The 15,610-nt window shown below is 69.3% G+C and carries 17 protein-coding genes and 1 tRNA gene; 5 read left to right on the top strand and 13 right to left on the bottom strand.

Annotated elements, in window-relative coordinates:
• The first annotated feature begins 369 nt into the window (after positions 1 to 369).
• Positions 370 to 1,680: an MFS transporter gene (locus ABNX41_RS09855; RefSeq protein WP_438669557.1), complete on the top strand. Its 1,311-nt coding sequence runs from the start codon at positions 370 to 372 to the stop codon at positions 1,678 to 1,680.
• Positions 1,681 to 1,782: 102 nt separating this feature from the next.
• Here the strand turns inward: ABNX41_RS09855 and ABNX41_RS09850 are convergent, their stop codons facing one another.
• The 4 genes from ABNX41_RS09850 to ABNX41_RS09835 all read right to left on the bottom strand — a co-directional run bounded on the left by ABNX41_RS09850 (position 1,783) and on the right by ABNX41_RS09835 (position 7,908).
• Entirely contained in the window at positions 1,783 to 4,224 is a 2,442-nt protein-coding gene (locus tag ABNX41_RS09850; protein WP_438669556.1) for a pyrroloquinoline quinone-dependent dehydrogenase, read from the bottom strand.
• A 158-nt stretch (positions 4,225 to 4,382) separates the two neighbouring features.
• Positions 4,383 to 4,709 (bottom strand): hypothetical protein, encoded by a 327-nt coding sequence (locus ABNX41_RS09845; protein WP_438669555.1) that lies wholly within the window; start codon positions 4,707 to 4,709, stop codon positions 4,383 to 4,385.
• A complete protein-coding gene (ctaD, locus tag ABNX41_RS09840) occupies positions 4,706 to 7,207 on the bottom strand; it encodes a cytochrome c oxidase subunit I (protein WP_438669554.1) in 2,502 nt (833 codons plus the stop codon). The genes ABNX41_RS09845 and ctaD overlap by 4 nt, the downstream gene beginning before the upstream one ends.
• Entirely contained in the window at positions 7,204 to 7,908 is a 705-nt protein-coding gene (locus tag ABNX41_RS09835) for a cytochrome c oxidase subunit II (protein ID WP_438669553.1), read from the bottom strand. Before ABNX41_RS09835 ends, ctaD begins: the two co-directional genes overlap by 4 nt.
• Positions 7,909 to 8,028: 120 nt before the next feature.
• On the opposite strand from ABNX41_RS09835, the gene ABNX41_RS09830 reads away from it, so the two are divergent.
• On the top strand, positions 8,029 to 8,547 hold the full coding sequence (locus ABNX41_RS09830) for a DUF2231 domain-containing protein (RefSeq protein ID WP_438669552.1): 519 nt from the start codon (positions 8,029 to 8,031) through the stop codon (positions 8,545 to 8,547).
• Here ABNX41_RS09830 and ABNX41_RS09825 read toward each other — a convergent pair.
• From ABNX41_RS09825 to ABNX41_RS09785, 9 genes are all read right to left on the bottom strand, one after another.
• On the bottom strand, positions 8,529 to 9,092 hold the full coding sequence (locus tag ABNX41_RS09825; protein WP_438669551.1) for a CopD family protein: 564 nt from the start codon (positions 9,090 to 9,092) through the stop codon (positions 8,529 to 8,531). The two genes, ABNX41_RS09830 and ABNX41_RS09825, sit on opposite strands and share 19 nt — an antisense overlap.
• On the bottom strand, positions 9,089 to 9,823 hold the full coding sequence (locus tag ABNX41_RS09820) for a cytochrome c oxidase assembly protein (RefSeq protein WP_438669550.1): 735 nt from the start codon (positions 9,821 to 9,823) through the stop codon (positions 9,089 to 9,091). The genes ABNX41_RS09825 and ABNX41_RS09820 overlap by 4 nt, the downstream gene beginning before the upstream one ends.
• 156 nt (positions 9,824 to 9,979) lie before the next feature.
• A complete protein-coding gene (locus tag ABNX41_RS09815; RefSeq protein ID WP_438669549.1) occupies positions 9,980 to 10,201 on the bottom strand; it encodes a hypothetical protein in 222 nt (73 codons plus the stop codon).
• A 157-nt stretch (positions 10,202 to 10,358) separates the two neighbouring features.
• Entirely contained in the window at positions 10,359 to 10,880 is a 522-nt protein-coding gene (locus tag ABNX41_RS09810) for an MgtC/SapB family protein (protein WP_438669548.1), read from the bottom strand.
• A gap of 90 nt (positions 10,881 to 10,970) precedes the next feature.
• Complete coding sequence (locus ABNX41_RS09805; protein ID WP_438669547.1) at positions 10,971 to 11,570, bottom strand: exopolysaccharide biosynthesis protein; 600 nt, start codon at positions 11,568 to 11,570, stop codon at positions 10,971 to 10,973.
• Between the two features lie 245 nt (positions 11,571 to 11,815).
• A tRNA-Thr gene (locus ABNX41_RS09800) sits at positions 11,816 to 11,890 on the bottom strand.
• 58 nt (positions 11,891 to 11,948) lie between these two features.
• A complete protein-coding gene (moaB, locus tag ABNX41_RS09795) occupies positions 11,949 to 12,482 on the bottom strand; it encodes a molybdenum cofactor biosynthesis protein B (protein WP_438669546.1) in 534 nt (177 codons plus the stop codon).
• Positions 12,483 to 12,485: 3 nt separating this feature from the next.
• Positions 12,486 to 13,118 (bottom strand): LysE family translocator, encoded by a 633-nt coding sequence (locus ABNX41_RS09790; RefSeq protein ID WP_438669545.1) that lies wholly within the window; start codon positions 13,116 to 13,118, stop codon positions 12,486 to 12,488.
• Positions 13,115 to 13,972: a uracil-DNA glycosylase gene (locus ABNX41_RS09785; protein ID WP_438669544.1), complete on the bottom strand. Its 858-nt coding sequence runs from the start codon at positions 13,970 to 13,972 to the stop codon at positions 13,115 to 13,117. Before ABNX41_RS09785 ends, ABNX41_RS09790 begins: the two co-directional genes overlap by 4 nt.
• Positions 13,973 to 14,089: 117 nt before the next feature.
• Between ABNX41_RS09785 and ABNX41_RS09780 the strand changes: the two genes are divergently transcribed.
• The 3 genes from ABNX41_RS09780 to ABNX41_RS09770 are packed head-to-tail and all read left to right on the top strand — an operon-like array spanning position 14,090 to position 15,610.
• On the top strand, positions 14,090 to 15,052 hold the full coding sequence (locus ABNX41_RS09780) for an aspartate carbamoyltransferase catalytic subunit (protein ID WP_438669543.1): 963 nt from the start codon (positions 14,090 to 14,092) through the stop codon (positions 15,050 to 15,052).
• Positions 15,045 to 15,488: a hypothetical protein gene (locus tag ABNX41_RS09775; protein ID WP_438669542.1), complete on the top strand. Its 444-nt coding sequence runs from the start codon at positions 15,045 to 15,047 to the stop codon at positions 15,486 to 15,488. The genes ABNX41_RS09780 and ABNX41_RS09775 overlap by 8 nt, the downstream gene beginning before the upstream one ends.
• Complete coding sequence (locus tag ABNX41_RS09770) at positions 15,485 to 15,610, top strand: hypothetical protein (protein WP_438669541.1); 126 nt, start codon at positions 15,485 to 15,487, stop codon at positions 15,608 to 15,610. The genes ABNX41_RS09775 and ABNX41_RS09770 overlap by 4 nt, the downstream gene beginning before the upstream one ends.

Genomic DNA, 15,610 nt, shown 5'->3' with positions numbered 1-15,610 from the left:
GCCGATTCTGCTGGCGGTCCCGCGGGCGGTTTTCAATATTTTCATTGCGTCTTCCAAGGCCTGGCGGTGCAATGCCCTAGGCTGCCATCTGCGGGTTTCGATACGGGGATCGGGCCGGGCAGGACGGGGGCAGGGTCATCTGGACGGCCCCAAGTAATAAGTTGAGACCAGGATACAACATATGACAATTTGTCTCATTCCGCCGTGCCGGATCAGGCGGCATGACTTTGGCGTCATGGGCGGCCCCGCCGCCCGCTTCCGCCGTTGCATTCGTCCCGCGTTCCGCCCCCAGCCGACCCGCCGGGTCCGCCCGGTCGAGAGGGATGCCGCCCCCTGTTCCGCCGCCCCTTCGAGACCTTCGAGGCCCCCTTGACCACCACCACCTTGCCCCCCTCGCAGACCACCGAAACGCCCGAGCACGAAATCTCGCCCAGCGAGATCTCGGTCGGCGTGGTGATCGGCCGCACCGCCGAATTCTTCGACTTCTTCGTCTATTCGATCGCCTCGGTGATCGTCTTTCCGTCGCATGTGTTTCCTTTCGTGGATCCGCTGACCGGCACGCTGCTGTCCTTCCTGGTCTTTGCGCTGGCCTTCGTGGCGCGGCCCCTGGGGACGCTGCTGTTTTCCTGGATCGACGGCCAATACGGGCGGGTCACCCGGCTGACGATCGCGCTTTTCGGGCTGGGCGGCGCCACCGCCGCGATCGCGCTCCTGCCGGGATACGAGACCGTGGGCATGGCCTCGGTGGCGATCCTCGCCTCGTTCCGGCTGGCGCAGGGGCTGGCGCTTGGCGGCACATGGGACGGCCTGCCCTCGCTGCTGGCGATGAGCGCGCCGCCCGGTCGGCGCGGGCTTTACGCGATGGTGCCGCAGCTTGGCGCGCCCTTCGGGCTGATCGTGGCGGCGGCGCTGTTCATCTATCTGCTGACCTCGCTTTCGGCGCAGGATTTCCTGGCCTGGGGCTGGCGCTATCCGTTCTTCGTGGCGCTGGCGATCAATGTGGTGGCGCTTTTCGCGCGGCTCAGGATCGTGGCGACGCCGGAATACGACCTGCTGTTCCGGTCGCGCGAATTGCAGCCCACGCCGGTCCTTGAAACCATCCGGGCCGAGGGGCGCAACATCGTCATCGGGGCTTTCGCGCCGCTTGCCAGCTTTGCCATGTTCCACATGGTCACGGTCTATCCGCTGTCCTGGATCTTCCTGTTCACCGAGGCCGATCCGGCGCGCTTCCTGATCATCACGGTCATCGCGGCACTGTTCGGCGCGGTGGCCGTCGTGGTCTCGGGCCTGCTGTCGGACGCTTTCGGGCGCACGGCCGTCCTGGCCTGGGGCGCGGGGATGATCGGCATGTTCAGCCTGTTCGCCCCGGTGCTGCTGGACGGCGGCGGCGCGGGCGAGACGGTCTACATGATCGCGGGCTTCGTCATTCTCGGCCTGTCCTTCGGGCAGGCCTCGGGGGCGGTCGCGGCCAATCTGGCGCCGGGGCACCGCTATACCGCCTCGGCCCTGACCTCGGACCTGGCCTGGCTGTTCGGCGCGGGCTTCGCCCCGGCGGCCGCGCTCTTGCTGTCGTCCTGGGCGGGGCTCTGGACCGGCGGCGCCTATCTGCTGTCCGGCGCGCTGGCCACGCTGCTCGCGCTCTGGCTGGGCCGGTTCCGGGCCGATCACTGGAAAGCCTGAAGCGGGGGCCGGTGAGGCCCCTCCCGGAAGCCTCACCGCAATCACCCCGGACACCCGCCGCCGGATCGGACGCATGGCCGATCCGGCAGCGCGGTCTTGCGCCTACATCGGCAGGGCCCAGGCCACGATGTAATCGCCGGGGGTAGAGCCGATCCGGTCATGCCCCGCCGCGTTCAGCACGACATACTGGCGCCCCTCATGGACATAGCTCATGGCCGAGGCCTGTCCCCCGGCGGGCAGGCGCGCGCTCCAGACCAGGCGGCCGGTCTCGGTCTCATAGGCGCGGATCCAGTCGTCCTGCGCCGCCCCGATGAAGGTCAGCCCGGTCGCCGTCACCACCGGCCCGCCCAGCGTCACCGTTCCCAGCGGGATGCGCAGGAAGGTCGGCAGGCCCATCGGGCCGGTGTCGAAGCCGGTGCCGATCGGCTGGGACCAGAGCAATTCCCCCGTCGCCAGGTCCGAGGCCGAGAGATAGCCCCAGGGCGGCGCGATGCAGGGCGTTTCCAGCACCGAGAGCCACATCGGGCGGCTGACCCCATAGGGCGACAGCCAATGCGGCGCCACCACCTGGTCGGGGCGCGCGCCACCCTCGCCCACCGGCAGGTCGTCGACCTCTTCGCGCGGGATCATCCTCACGACATTGGGCAGGCGCGAATGGTTCGCGATCACGATGCCGCGCGCAAGGTCGAGGCCGACCCCGCCCCAGTTCATGCCGCCGACCGTGCCGGGATGCAGCAGCATGCCGTTCGGGTTCTCGGAGGGGGGCGTGTAGATGCCCTGGTAATCCATCCGCATGAAATCGCGGCGGCAGAGCGCGGCGTCGATCATGGCGACACCCCAGGCATGGCTCGGGTCCAGCACTTCGGGGTCGGGTCCGGGATGGCCCGCGAAATTCCGGAAGGCCACGGCCTGCGGCTGCGCCTCGGCGGTCCAGTCTCCGGGCAGCGCGCCCTGCGGGCCGGGGCGCATCTCGACCGGATACAGGCTTTCGCCGGTCGCGGCGTCGAGCACATGGATCGAGCCCTGCTTGGTGGCCTGGACCAGCGCCCGGCGGGTCTCGCCGCCGATCTCAAGGTCGATCAACGCGGGCTGAGCGCCCAGGTCGTAGTCCCAGAGGTCATGGCGCAGGGTGGCGAAATCCCAGACCGTCTCGCCGGTGGCGATGTCGATGGCGACCACGGCGGCGGTGAAGCGGTCCTCTTCCGGGGCGCGGTCGCCGCCCCAATGGTCGTTCGCGGGATTGCCGGTGGCGATGTAGACCAGCCCGGCCCCGGCATCGCCCGAGATCACGTTCCAGACGTTCGGCGTGCCGCGCGGATAGACCTCGCCCTCGGCCAGCGGCTCGGCCGCGATGCCCTGGCGCTTGGCGTCCCAGGCCCAAAGCAGCGCGCCGCTGTCGGGATCATAGGCCCGCACCACGCCCGAGGGCGCGTCGCGGCGCTGGTTGTCGCTGACCTGCTGGCCCAGGACCAGCACGTCGCCGACCACCGCCGGACCCGAGGAGGAGGAGGCGAAGCCCACCTCCTGCATCCCCATCCCCTCGGCCAGATCGACGGTGCCCCCGGCGCCGAAGCCCGAACAGACCGCGCCCGTCGCCGCATCCAGCGCGGTCAGGCGGCTGTCGGCGGTGGCGACATAGACCCGGGCCGCGCACAGGCCCTCGGCGTCCGCCGTGGCGCCCTCGTAATAGCCGACCGAGCGGCAGGCGACCGAGAACATCGATTCCATCGCCGAAGCGGGAACACCCGCCTCGTAACGCCAGATCTCGGCCCCCGTCGCCGGATCCAGCGCATGGACCTGCGCGGCGGGGGTGCAGGTAAACAGCCGCCCGCCCGCATAGACCGGGGTGTTCTGCGCCGAATAGAAGACGCGGCCGTCCTGGGGGCCCATGTCGCCGGTGCGGAACCGCCAGGCCTCGGCCAGGTCGCCGACGTTCTCGGGCGTGATCTGCGTGGCGGGGGTGAAGCGCGCGCCAAGGGGCGAGCCGCCGAAGCCGGTCCATTCGCCCTCGGCGTTATGGCCCGCGCCGGGGGTCAGGCTCGCCGCCCCCGCCGGGTTGCCGGGGGCGCTGCGCTCCCAGACCAGGGCGATCAGGATCGCGGGCAGGGCGACGGCCGCCGCGATCCCGCCCCAGCCGAGCGGGCGGAACCACCCCGGCGCCAGCGCGCGCGGCGTGCCGAAAAGCGCGGTCAGCAGCAAAAGGCCGAAAAGCCCGACCGGCACGCCCGCGCGCCCGGCAAGATCGAACCCCCATGAGGGCATGAAGCCCTTGGCCCCGATCTCGGCCAGCGACCAAAGCACGGTCACGCCCGCGACCAGCCCCGATAGCGCCACCGCGGGCCAATGCCGCAGCAGCAGGCCCAGCCCCCCCGCCAGCGCGAGGCCAAGACCCGCCAGCGCGTAATACCATGTGCCTCCCATGATCGCGATCTCGCCGCCGATCCACAAAAGCCCGAGCCCCAACCCCAGATGGATCAGCGAAAGCGCGATCAGGCAGAAAAGGGCGATGCCGGTCAGCCGGAACGGGTCTATGGGTCGGGGCATATGGGGCTCCTTGGGGCGAGGGGCGGAAGGGCAGAGGGCGAACGGCCTGCGGAATTGCCCCCGGGGGCGCGGGGACCTGCCCGGGACAGGCGACGGATTCGCTTCGCCGGGGGCGAGGCGTCAGGATAAGAACCTCTGACGCGGCAAAGGGTTCCGCCTCAGCCGCAGCTTGTCAGGCCCAGGACCGGAAACAGCGTCAGCAGGGTGGAGCCGAACCCGATCCAGCCCCCTGCGAGGATCGCCGTCCGCTCCACCCCCGCCGCGCCGCGCGGCACCCAGAGCAGCGCCGCCAGCGTGGCCAGCAGCGTCAGCAGAAAGGCCGCGACCAGCACAAGGCCCTGCAGCCCGCCGAAGGGGGCGGCAACCAGCGGCCAGCCGCGCGCGCAGCCGATCCCGTGCAGGCCATAGGTCAGCGCGAAGCCCAGGGCCCAGAGGCCGGGGCCGATCAGGGCGCGCAGGGGCCAGTCCATCCGCGAAAGCTTCATGCGGTGACCTCCTGCAACACGACCAGCGCCGCAAGGGCCAGGGCGATGAGGTTGGTGTATTCCTGCCAGAGCCGCCAGCAGCCCTGCGCGCCCGGGCGCCGGGCCGAGATCCGGCCGTCGCGGCGCTGGACCCAGGTCTGCGCCGCCAGCATCGCGCCAACAAGCGCATGCAGCGCCACCAGCCCCAGGCCCGCCGCGATCAGCGCGGGACGGGCATGCGCGCGCGGATCGTCCAGCCCGAAGGCCAGCACGGCGATCAGGCCAAGCGCCAGCGCCCCGGCAATGGTGCCGGTGGCCGCGCCCCGCCCCTCGTCCAGCCGCGCGGCCAGCGCGGCCAGCGACAGCAGGCACTGGATCCCCACGGCGACCAGCAATTGCCAGGCGCCCAGCCCGCCCTGCGGCGCGGGCCAGTTCGGCGCCACCACCGCCAGAAAGCCGATCCCGAAGAGGAAACTGCCGAAAAGCGAGGCATCCGCGATCAAGAGGCACACCATCCCGCTGTGCGACAGCGGCCGCGCCACCTGCCAATGCGGCGGAAGGTTCAGCCCCGGCGCGACCGGCACGGCGGCATGGTCGCGCGTCGTGCCCGCGCCCCGCCCCCAGAGCCAGCACATCCAGGCCACCGGCACCAGCATCAGCCCCGCGACCGGATAAAGCCCGAACAGCATCAGCAGGACGAAGGCGCAGATCGTCAATGCGGTCGCCAGGGGCAGGAAGGTGTTCCCCGGCAGAACGGCGACGTGATCGGGCACGCCGCTCACCCCCTCGACCACCAGGACCTCGCGCCGCCCGCGCGGCGCGCCCGGCAATGCGCCCTCACCCCGCGCCAGCGCCGTCGGGCGCATCTCCCCCGCGGGGGGCAACGAGGCGAAGTTGTAGCTTGGCCCGAAGCGGGGCGTCAGCCATTCGAATGTGTCGGCCACCCAGGGATTGCGGCGGCTGATACGGCCGAAAAAGCCCTGAAGGATCACATCAAGCGCGAAAAGCGCGAAACCCGCCGCCATCACGAAGCCGAAGAACGAGGAGATCAGGTTCAGCCATTCCCATTCCGGGTTCATCTCATAGGTGGCGATGCGGCGCGGCATGCCCAGAAGCCCGGTCAGATGCATCAGGAAGAAGGTGCCGTGAAAGCCGATGAAGATCAGCCAGAAGGCGGCGGTGCCGGGCCCGCGCAGCCCCTCGCGCCCCGAGATCAGCGGCAGCCAGTAGGTGATCGCCGCCATCATCGGAAAGACGAAGCCGCCGATCAGCACATAATGCAAATGCGCGGTGACGAAGGCCGTGTCATGCGCCTGCCAGTTGAAGGGCACGATGGCCAGCATGACGCCGGTCAGCCCGCCCATCACGAAAGTCGCGAAGAAGCCCATCAGATGCAGCATCGGAAGCTTCATCTGCGGTCGGCCCTTCCAGAGCGTCCCGATCCAGGCGAAGATCTGCACCGCCGTCGGCACCGCGACCAGCGCGGACGCCGCCGAGAAGAAGGCCAAAGCCATATGGGGAATGCCCACGGTGAACATGTGGTGGACCCATAGCCCGAAGGACAGGAACACCAGCCCCAGGATCGCCGCGACGATGGCTCCGTAGCCAAGGATCTTCGTGCGCGACAGCACCGGCAGGATGGTCGAGATCGCGCCCGCGGCAGGCAGGAAGATGATATAGACCTCCGGGTGGCCGAAAAGCCAGAAGAGGTGCTGCCACAAAAGCGGATCGCCGCCCCGGTTCACATCGAAGAACGGCCAGTCGAAGGCGCGCTCCAGCTCCAGGAGCACCGAGCCGAGGATCAGCGGCGGAAAGCCCACCAGCATCATCGCCGCCGTGCCCAGCATATACCAGGCGAACAAGGGCATCTCGGTCAGCTTCATCCCCGGGGCGCGCAGCCGCAGGATGGTCACGGTGATCTCGACGGCGGCCGAGAGCGCCGAAATCTCGACGAAGGTGATGCCCAGCAGCCAGACATCGGCATTGATCCCCGGCGAATACTCGCGCGACGACAGCGGCGCATACATGAACCAGCCGCCATCGGGCGCCACCCCCGCGATCAGCGCCGCAAGGATGATGCCGCCGCCCAGAAGATAGCACCACCAGCCCAGCGCCGAGAGGCGGGGAAACGCCAGATCGCGCGAGCCGAGCATCCGGGGCAAGAGATACATCGCCAGCCCCTCCAGCATCGGGATGGCGAACAGAAACATCATCATGCTGCCATGCATGGTGAAGATCTGGTTGTAATGCGCGACATCGAGGAAATCGCCGCCGCGCGTGGCAAGCTGTGCGCGGATCAGCATCGACAGCACCCCCGCCACCGCGAAAAAGAAAAACGCGGTCAGCATGAAGCGCAGGCCGATCTCGGTATGGTTCACCGACATGAACCAGCCGCGCCAACCGGGCGGGCGGGACCAGACGGCCTCAAGCTCGCGGTGAAGACGCAGCGCATTTTGCGGCGGGTGCGGGGCATCGTCCCGGGGCCGGGGGTGGGTGCCCGGATGCGGAGAGGTGGTCATTCTTCCGCTCCTTCGACAGGCATGGCGGGCGTGGGTTCGGTGGCTGCGGCGCCCGGAAGGCCGGGCGTGTCGACGAAGGCGGGCGGATCCTCCGGCGGATAGGCGATGACCTGAAAGCGCATCCCGCCATAGCCCGGGCCCGAGAATTCGGCCGAAAGCCCCTCGTAGATGCCGGGCGCGCGCGCCTCGATACGCAGGATGTTGGTCCGGCCGGGGATCGCGTCCATCTTCCCCGCCAGGCGGGGCACCCAGAAGCTGTGGATCACATCGGCCGAAGAGACATGCACGTCGACGGGCCGCCCGGCGGGGATGAAGAGCCTGCCCTCGGTCTCGACCATGGCGCCCGTCGCATCGGGCTGGCGGAAGCTCCAGGCCCATTGGCGGCCCCGAGCCTCGACACTGACCACATCGGGGTCGGCATGGGGTTGCAGCCGCTCGCCCGTCCAGATCCCGGCACCGACCACCACGGCCAGGATCGCCAGCGAGAAGCCCACGCCCATGCCATGCGTCCAGAAGCCCGCCCGGGGCTGGCGCCCGGCCATGGCGGCGGGCGCACGGAACCCCAGCGCCACAAGCGCCAGCACCATGAGCGTCAGCCCCCCCGCCCCGATCAGCATCCCCCACCAGAGCCCGCCGATGGCCTCGGCCGCGGGGCCCGCGGGGGCAAGCGTCGAAAGCGGCGTGTCGCACCCCGCAAGCAACAGCGCCGCCGCCCCGACGAAGGGCCCCCTCGGGGAATGACCCGGCCCGGCAGGAACCCGCTCGCGCCGGTTGCGTTCCCCCCCGGGGCCGCGACGGCCCGACAGCGACAGGGAGAAAAGATGAAACCGACCCGCAAGCGGCCAAGGCTGCGCGACCCGATCCACGAGCACCGCGACTTTCACCTGACCGAATCCCGGGTCGCCATCGCGGGCCATCCGCTGCATGCGATGCTGGTGGCCTTCCCCATCGCGCTTTGCGTCTGCACCCTGGGCGCGGATGCGATGTTCTGGCTGACCGGCGACGATTTCTGGCCGCGCGTCGCGATCTGGGCCGCCGCCATCAGCTTTCTCATGGGGGTGCTGGCCGGGATCGCGGGCACGGTCGAGTTGCTCGCCGTGCCGGGGATCCGCATCCGGGCGGCAAGCTGGACGCATTTCATTCTGGCGGTGATGCTGCTGTCCATCCTGGGCGCGAACTGGGGCATCCGCTGGGGCGATGCGGCGGGCGCGGTGCTGCCCTGGGGCATCCTGACCTCGGCCCTGGCGGCGGGGATGACGGGGATCACCGGCTGGCACGGCGGCAAGCTGGTCTTCGACTACGGGATCGGCACGCAGGATGATCATGGCACCGCCCCCTGAGCGGGCGCCCCGGGCATGACCCCGTCCGGCAGCAACCCTTCGGGCAGCAACTCTTCCGGCGCGATTCCCCGGGGCTCAAGCGCCCAGAGGGGAAGCGCCGCCTCAAGCGCGGAAAGCTGGGGCTTGGCGAGCACCAGCCACAGCACCGCCGCCATCAGCGGCAGTGCCAGCAGAAGTGCGATCACCGGCGGCGGCATGGCCCAGTCCGGCCCCTTCTCGCCCGAAAGCAGCACCAGATGGCCAAGCCAGGCATGGACCAGCACCATGCCCGACACGAAAGCAAGCTTCAGAAGAAGCCAGGGCTCGAAGACCTGATCCAGGAAGATCAGCCCGGTGCCCGCCGCCACTGCGATCACCGCCGCAGGCGTGGCGACCAGGGTATATCCGGCATGGCTGAGAAGCCGCATCCGGGTGAAGGCGCTCTGGCTCACCGGACCATCGGTGGCACGGCCATGCAGGCGCAGCAGGAACGGCAGCAGGACCAGCGCGGCGCACCAGACCAACAGCGCGGCGATATGAAGGAACGTCACCAGCGCGAGGATCATGCGCCCGGCCTTTCCGCACCGCTGGCCCGCGCCCATGCGCCGCGCAGCATGAGGCCTCCGATCAGCCCCAGCGGCAAAAGCCCAGGCGCCCACATCAGAAGACCGGCAAGCTGCTGGTCGCGCAGCGGATCCAGCCCGAAACCGATGGGCGCAAGCCCATGCTGCGGGAAAAGCACGCGCGGCGCAAAGGTCAGGACGGCGCCGATGAACCCCATCAGCCCCGCCAGCCCCGCAAGCTGCCCCGAGGCGGCGATGATGTCGCGCCGCGCCAGCGCCCAAAGCCCCGACCAGAACGCCACCGCCGGAAGCAGCAGCGCGCCCTGCAACAGCCAGTAGACGAAGGGCGAGTGCCAGGCCGCGTCATAGACCGGCGGCAGATGCCACAGGATCAGCGCGATCGAGGTCAGCGCCAGTGCGATGCCCGGGGGCAACCGCCGCGCCAGGCCGGGCAGTGCCAGCGCCAGCAGCGGCGCGGCCAAGGTCACGATCAGCAGGTGATGCAGCGCCCGGGCCGAGAAAAGCGCGACCGTCAGCGCGCAAAGCGGCGAGACGAAAGCCACCACCAGCGCCGCCCAGCCCAGCAGCCAGGCGCCCCGATAGGCCCGGACCAGCGGCAGCCCCAGCAGCAGCACGCCAAGCGCCACAAGAAGCGGAGGATCGAAATTCCACGAGGTCCAGATGTTTCCCGCCTCGGGCGCAGGCCCGCAATAGGGAATGACGGCGTTCGACATCCTCTCCCCTTCCCTGTTTTTCAACGAACATGTCGACACAACGCACCGGGGCGGGATCGGGTTTCCTATCCCGGTCCGAGATACCCCGACCGGGCCGCCCCCGATCCGGCGCAGGCGAAAGGCGAAGGCGCGCCAAGGGGGTGCGGCGCATGGGCCTCAGACCGCCAGCAGCGCCACCGGCTCGGTCGGGCGCAGCACCCGGCCCCTGCCCTCAAGCACGAAGACGCCGGTGCGGCCGCACCACTCGGCCCGGACCCCGCCGCAGGCGATATGGATCACGCCCTTCACCGGATGTCCGCCGTCCAACCGATAGCTCGAGATGGTGACCAGGCTGCCATCCTCGGCGCGGCACTCGCAGGTCGAAATGAATTCCCTCATGTGACGAACCATGGCAGCCTGCTCCGTAACCTTCTTTTGCCAGTCAAACGAGGAAGGTCGCATCCGGGTTCCATGCCTTTGACGAGGTTCGGAAAAAGCCCTGCGCCGTCACGGTGCGGACCAGCCCTTCCGGCCGCCGTGCGCTGCGGTTCGGGCTTCAGTCGCCGCGCGCCTCTTGCGTGTCACCGCTTTCGGCGATCCGTCGCGACAGGCGCCGCAGCACCCACAGCACCAGAACCGTCAGCATCGTCGCCATGACGGCGAGCGGTATCAGCCCGGTTCCGCAGGCAAGGCCGATCGCACCCGCCATCCACATTCCGGCGCCGGTCGTCAGGCCCGTGATCTTGCCGCCCGAGGTGATGATCGACCCCGCCGCAAGAAAGGCCACGCCCGCCGTGACCGCCTCGATCAGGCGAAGGGGGTCGCTTGTCAACTGCTCGGACCCGTCCAGATCCCGCGCGACGATTTCCGCCGCGATCAGGGCAAACAGACAGGCCGCCATGGCAAGGATGATATGGGTTCGCAATCCCGCCGCGCTGGAGTGGATCTCGCGCTCGAAACCGATGGCCGCGCCAAGAAAGGCGGCGAAGAACACCCTCAGGAAGGCGATCTCGGCACTGACCGAAAGGAACGGATCTCGGAATTCGTCGGCGACGAGTCCGGCAATTTCTTGAAGCATCGGATAACCCCGACATGTCATCGCCTGATGGCGCCCTGGACGAATGCGCAGCCTGGCCGCCCGGTTCCGAAGGCCGGAGGCGATCACGGGTCAGAACAGCGAAAGAATCCAGCCCGACACGCTGCCGAACAGAAAAAGGAAGGCCCCCGCGAACAGTGCGGCGAACAGGATCAGCAGCCCGTCGCGGGTCAGGATCGCCGCTGCCACCAGCGCGATGCAGGTCGCGGCGATGGTGCCCGCACCGGGGATCACCTCCATGAAGGGCATGACGACGGTCAGCGCCATCACCATGCCGAGCCAGAGGAAAATCCAGGGACCGCCCAAGAGGAAGGACAGGCGCGGGCCGATGAAACGGCTGACCCACCGGACCGGGCGCCGCAGCCATTCGACCGCCGCCGCCAGCCGCGCCCCCTCGATGCCGCGCCGCGCGATGAACGGGGGCAGCCACAGATATTTGCGCCCCAGCATCATCTGCCCGACCAGCAGAAACTCCACCACGGCCACCGCGCTGGTCACGCCCGGCACCACGCTGGCAGGCGATACCGCGATCAGGGCGAAGACCAGCATCAGGCCCGCGAACGAACGTGCGCCGATCATCTCGGAAAGGGTGGCCACGGTGACCTCCTCTTCCCGGCCCGCGGCTTCCAGCCGGTCCAGCAGGTCCGACAGCGCGTCTTCATGTCCCGGCATCGGCCGCATCCCTTCCAGTTTCCCGTCCCTGTCCGGGAAACCCGCCGCACGGCCCTTGCGTTCCCTGATGCCCCGGCCGCCGGAAGTCGACGGCCTGCGAGATCGCGCGCCGGGACGGGATCGCCCTCCACACCCCCTGCCGGGCGAAGCGGCAGATCCGGGATCGAAAGACGCCATCCCGGCCCCGAGAAGCTGGGGGCGGAGATGACGAAACACCCTTTAAACACCGGGATCTTGCCTGGAAATGGTGCCCCCAGAGAGATTCGAACTCCCGACCTTCGGTTTACAAAACCGCTGCACTACCGCTGTGCTATAGGGGCGCGGATTTCCTCTAGCATTCCCGCCTGCGCCGCGCAATCGGCGCGCGGGCGGGGCCGCTTACTTGCGGCGCAGATGCTCGTCCAGCCGGGGCAGGATCTCGACGAAATTGCAGGGCCGGTGGCGGTAGTCGAGCTGGGCGGCGAGGATGCCGTCCCAGGCGTCGCGGCAAGCCCCGGGGCTGCCGGGCAGCGCGAACAGATAGGTGCCGCCCGCGACCCCGCCGGTGGCGCGGCTCTGGACCGCCGAGGTGCCGATCTTCTGCATCGAGACGATGGTGAAGACCGTGCCGAAGGCGTCGATCTCTTTTTCATAGACGTCGCGATGCGCCTCGACCGTCACGTCGCGCCCGGTCAGGCCGGTGCCGCCGGTCGACAGGACGACATCCACGCCGGGATCGGCGATCCAGTCGCGCAGCCGCCCGGCGATGGCGGCGCGGTCGTCGGGCAAGAGATCGCGCGCGGCCAGCATATGGCCCGCCGCCGTCAGCCGCCCGACCAGCGTGTCGCCCGAGCGGTCCTCGGCCAGGCCGCGGCTGTCCGAGACGGTCAGGACGGCGATCCGCAGCGGGATGAAGGCGCGTTCGTCGGCCATGGTTCAGCCCCTTTCCATGACGGCAAGCCGCAGCGCCAGCGCGGCGAAGACCCCGGCGCTGATCCGGTTCAGGCCGCGGGCGACCCGCTCGGATCCGGCGAGCCATCCGCCGATGCGGCCCGAGAAGGCCGCCACGGCGCCGTTGATGAGTAGCCCGCCCAGGCAGAAGACCAGCCCCAGGATCGCGAATTGCGCCATGACAGGGCGCGCGGGCTGGATGAATTGCGGCAGGAAGGCCAGGATGAACAGCGCGACCTTGGGGTTCAGCAGATTGACCAGCAAAGCCTCGCGGAAGATGCGCAGGGGCGCCACGGCGGCGCCGACCCGCACCATCTGCGGCGCGCCCGCGCGCCAGGCCTTGAAGGCCAGCCACAAAAGCCAGGCCACCCCCGCCCACCGGACCAGTTCGAAAGCGGCGGGATGGGCGCGCAGCAGCGCCGCCAGGCCAAGCGCCGCCACCAGCACATGGACAAGGCAGCCCGCCGCGATGCCCAGATTGGCCGCCATCCCGGCCCGCGGACCGCCGCGCAGCCCTTGGGCCAGCACGAACATCATGTCCGCCCCCGGCGTCAGGTTCAGCGCCAGCCCCGCCGGAACGAAGGCCGCAAGGGTCATCAGATCGACCGGGAAATTCATCCCGCCCCCCCGTCGAGCCGCGCCTTCAGCGACAGCAGGTCCGACCAGGCGTCGCGCTTGGCCAGGGGGTTGCGCAGCAGATAGGCCGGATGTGTCATCGGCAGGACCGGCTTTCCAAGCGCCTCGACCCAGTTGCCGCGCGCGCGCAGGATGCCGCGCCGCCCGCAAAGCGCATCCAGCGGCGTGTTCCCCATCACCACCACCGCCTCGGGGTCGGCCAGTTCGATATGGCGCGCGACAAAGGGGCGCATCATCGCGATCTCCTCGGGCGAGGGATCGCGGTTCCCCGGCGGGCGCCAGAACATGACATTGGTGATGTAGAGCGCGCGCTCGGCATCCGGGCTGGTGCGCGACAGGCCGATCGCCGCGAACATCCGGTCCAGAAGCCGCCCGGCCTCGCCCACGAAGGGGCGGCCCTCCAGATCCTCCTCGCGCCCGGGCGCCTCGCCCAGGACCAGCACCCGCGCGCGGGGATTGCCGTCGCAAAAGACGGTGTTGCGCGCGCCCTTCTTCAACTCGCACAGGTCGAAGCCATGGACCGCCTCGCGCAGGTCGTCGAGCGTGGCCGCCCGCGCCGCCATCCCGCGCGCGACCGCCACCGCATCGACGGCGGCGGGAGCGGGAGCGTAAGCGGGGGCGGCCTGCCGATCCCCCGGCCGATCCCCCGACGGGCCGCCCTGGGGCGCGGCGCGGGCAGGGCGCGCCTCAGGCAACGGCGGCGGCGGCGCGGCCTCGTAGCGGTTCACCGGCAGGTCCGACAAAGCCTCGGTCACGCCGCAATCGAGCTGCCAGGCCAGCGCGGCCAGCGCGGCCTCCCACCCGTCGGGGCCAGCAATGTCTTCGGCGATTCCCATGGCGCAAAGGTTAGGCCCGGGCCGGGATGCGGTAAAGGGCCCCCGCCCCCGGAAGGCGATGCTTGCCCCCCCTTCGCGGCTTTGCCATAAGCGGGTGAAACCGAGGGGATCACGCCCATGGCCTTCCGCGCCCGCCACCTGCTGGGGATCGAGCCGCTTTCGCCGCTTGAGATCACCACAATCCTTGATCTCGCCGACCGCTATGTCGACCTGAACCGCCGCACGGTGAAACAGTCCGACGCGCTGGCGGGGATGACCCAGATCAACATGTTCTTCGAGAACTCGACCCGCACGCAATCGAGCTTCGAGATCGCGGGAAAGCGCCTTGGCGCCGATGTGATGAACATGAATGTCGCGCAATCCAGCGTGAAGAAGGGCGAGACGCTGATCGACACCGCCATGACGCTGAACGCGATGCATCCCGATCTTCTGGTGGTGCGCCACCAGAATTCGGGCGCGGTCAACCTGCTGGCGCAGAAGGTCGATTGCGCGGTGCTGAACGCGGGCGACGGGCGGCACGAACATCCGACCCAGGCGCTGCTGGATGCGCTGACCATCCGCCGCGCCAAGGGCCGTCTGCAACGGCTGACCATCGCGATCTGCGGCGATGTGGCCCACAGCCGGGTGGCGCGCTCGAACCTGATCCTGCTGGGCAAGATGGAGAACCGGCTGCGCCTTGTCGGGCCGCCCACGCTGATGCCGCCGGGCTTTGCCGATCTGGGCGTCGAGGTGCATGAGGACATGCGTGAGGGGCTGAAGGACGCCGATGTGGTGATGATGCTGCGGCTTCAGAAAGAGCGGATGGACGGCGGGTTCATCCCCTCGATGCGCGAATATTACCACCGCTACGGGCTGGATGCGGAAAAGCTGTCCTTTGCCCGGCCCGACGCCATCGTGATGCACCCCGGCCCGATGAACCGGGGCGTCGAGATCGACGGCGAGATCGCCGACGACATCAACCGCTCGGTGATCCAGGACCAGGTCGAGATGGGCGTCGCCGTCCGCATGGCCTGCATGGATCTTCTGGCCCGAAACCTTCGCGCCGAACGCGGGCGCAAGATCGTGGAATCCTATGTCTGACAGCCGCAAATCCCGCAAGGCCGCCATCCCGGACCCCGCCTCGGACGGCCCGCGCGTCCTGGCCCGCTGGATGCCCGACCGGCGCAGCTTCTGGCAACGCACGTTCTATATGGCGGTGATCTTCGGCTTCGTCGCGGTCTGGACGCTGTATCTTCTGGACAATCCCTATCTGTGGACCGCGCCCCTTGCCGCCTTCATCGCCGTCTTCGGCCGCGCGGCCTATCTGAAGTCCGAGATCCTGGCCCAGGGCTGGGTCATGACCGAAACCACGCTGAACGGGCCGCAGGGGCGCATCGTGCCGCTGGCCTCGGTGGCCGAGGTCAAAAGCTTTCTGGGCGATGTGGTGATCGTGACCCGGGCGGGCGAAAAGCACCTGATCAAATATCCCGCCGACCCAGAGCCGGTCGTCCGGCGCATCAAGGCCGCGCTGCCATGACCGCGCCCGATCCCGACCGCAAGCCCTCGCGGGCCGAGATGCGCCAGGGCGGCATGGTCGCGACCGCCGTCCTGCTGGTGATGGCGGTCCTGACCGTGGTCTTCGTCGTGATCGGAGGCTAG

Origin of the sequence: Pseudogemmobacter sonorensis (assembly GCF_042762395.1) — a bacterium.
Classification (GTDB): domain Bacteria; phylum Pseudomonadota; class Alphaproteobacteria; order Rhodobacterales; family Rhodobacteraceae; genus Pseudogemmobacter; species Pseudogemmobacter sonorensis.
Note: the sequence above shows the minus strand (reverse complement) of the source record. Positions and strands in the feature narration are given on the sequence as shown.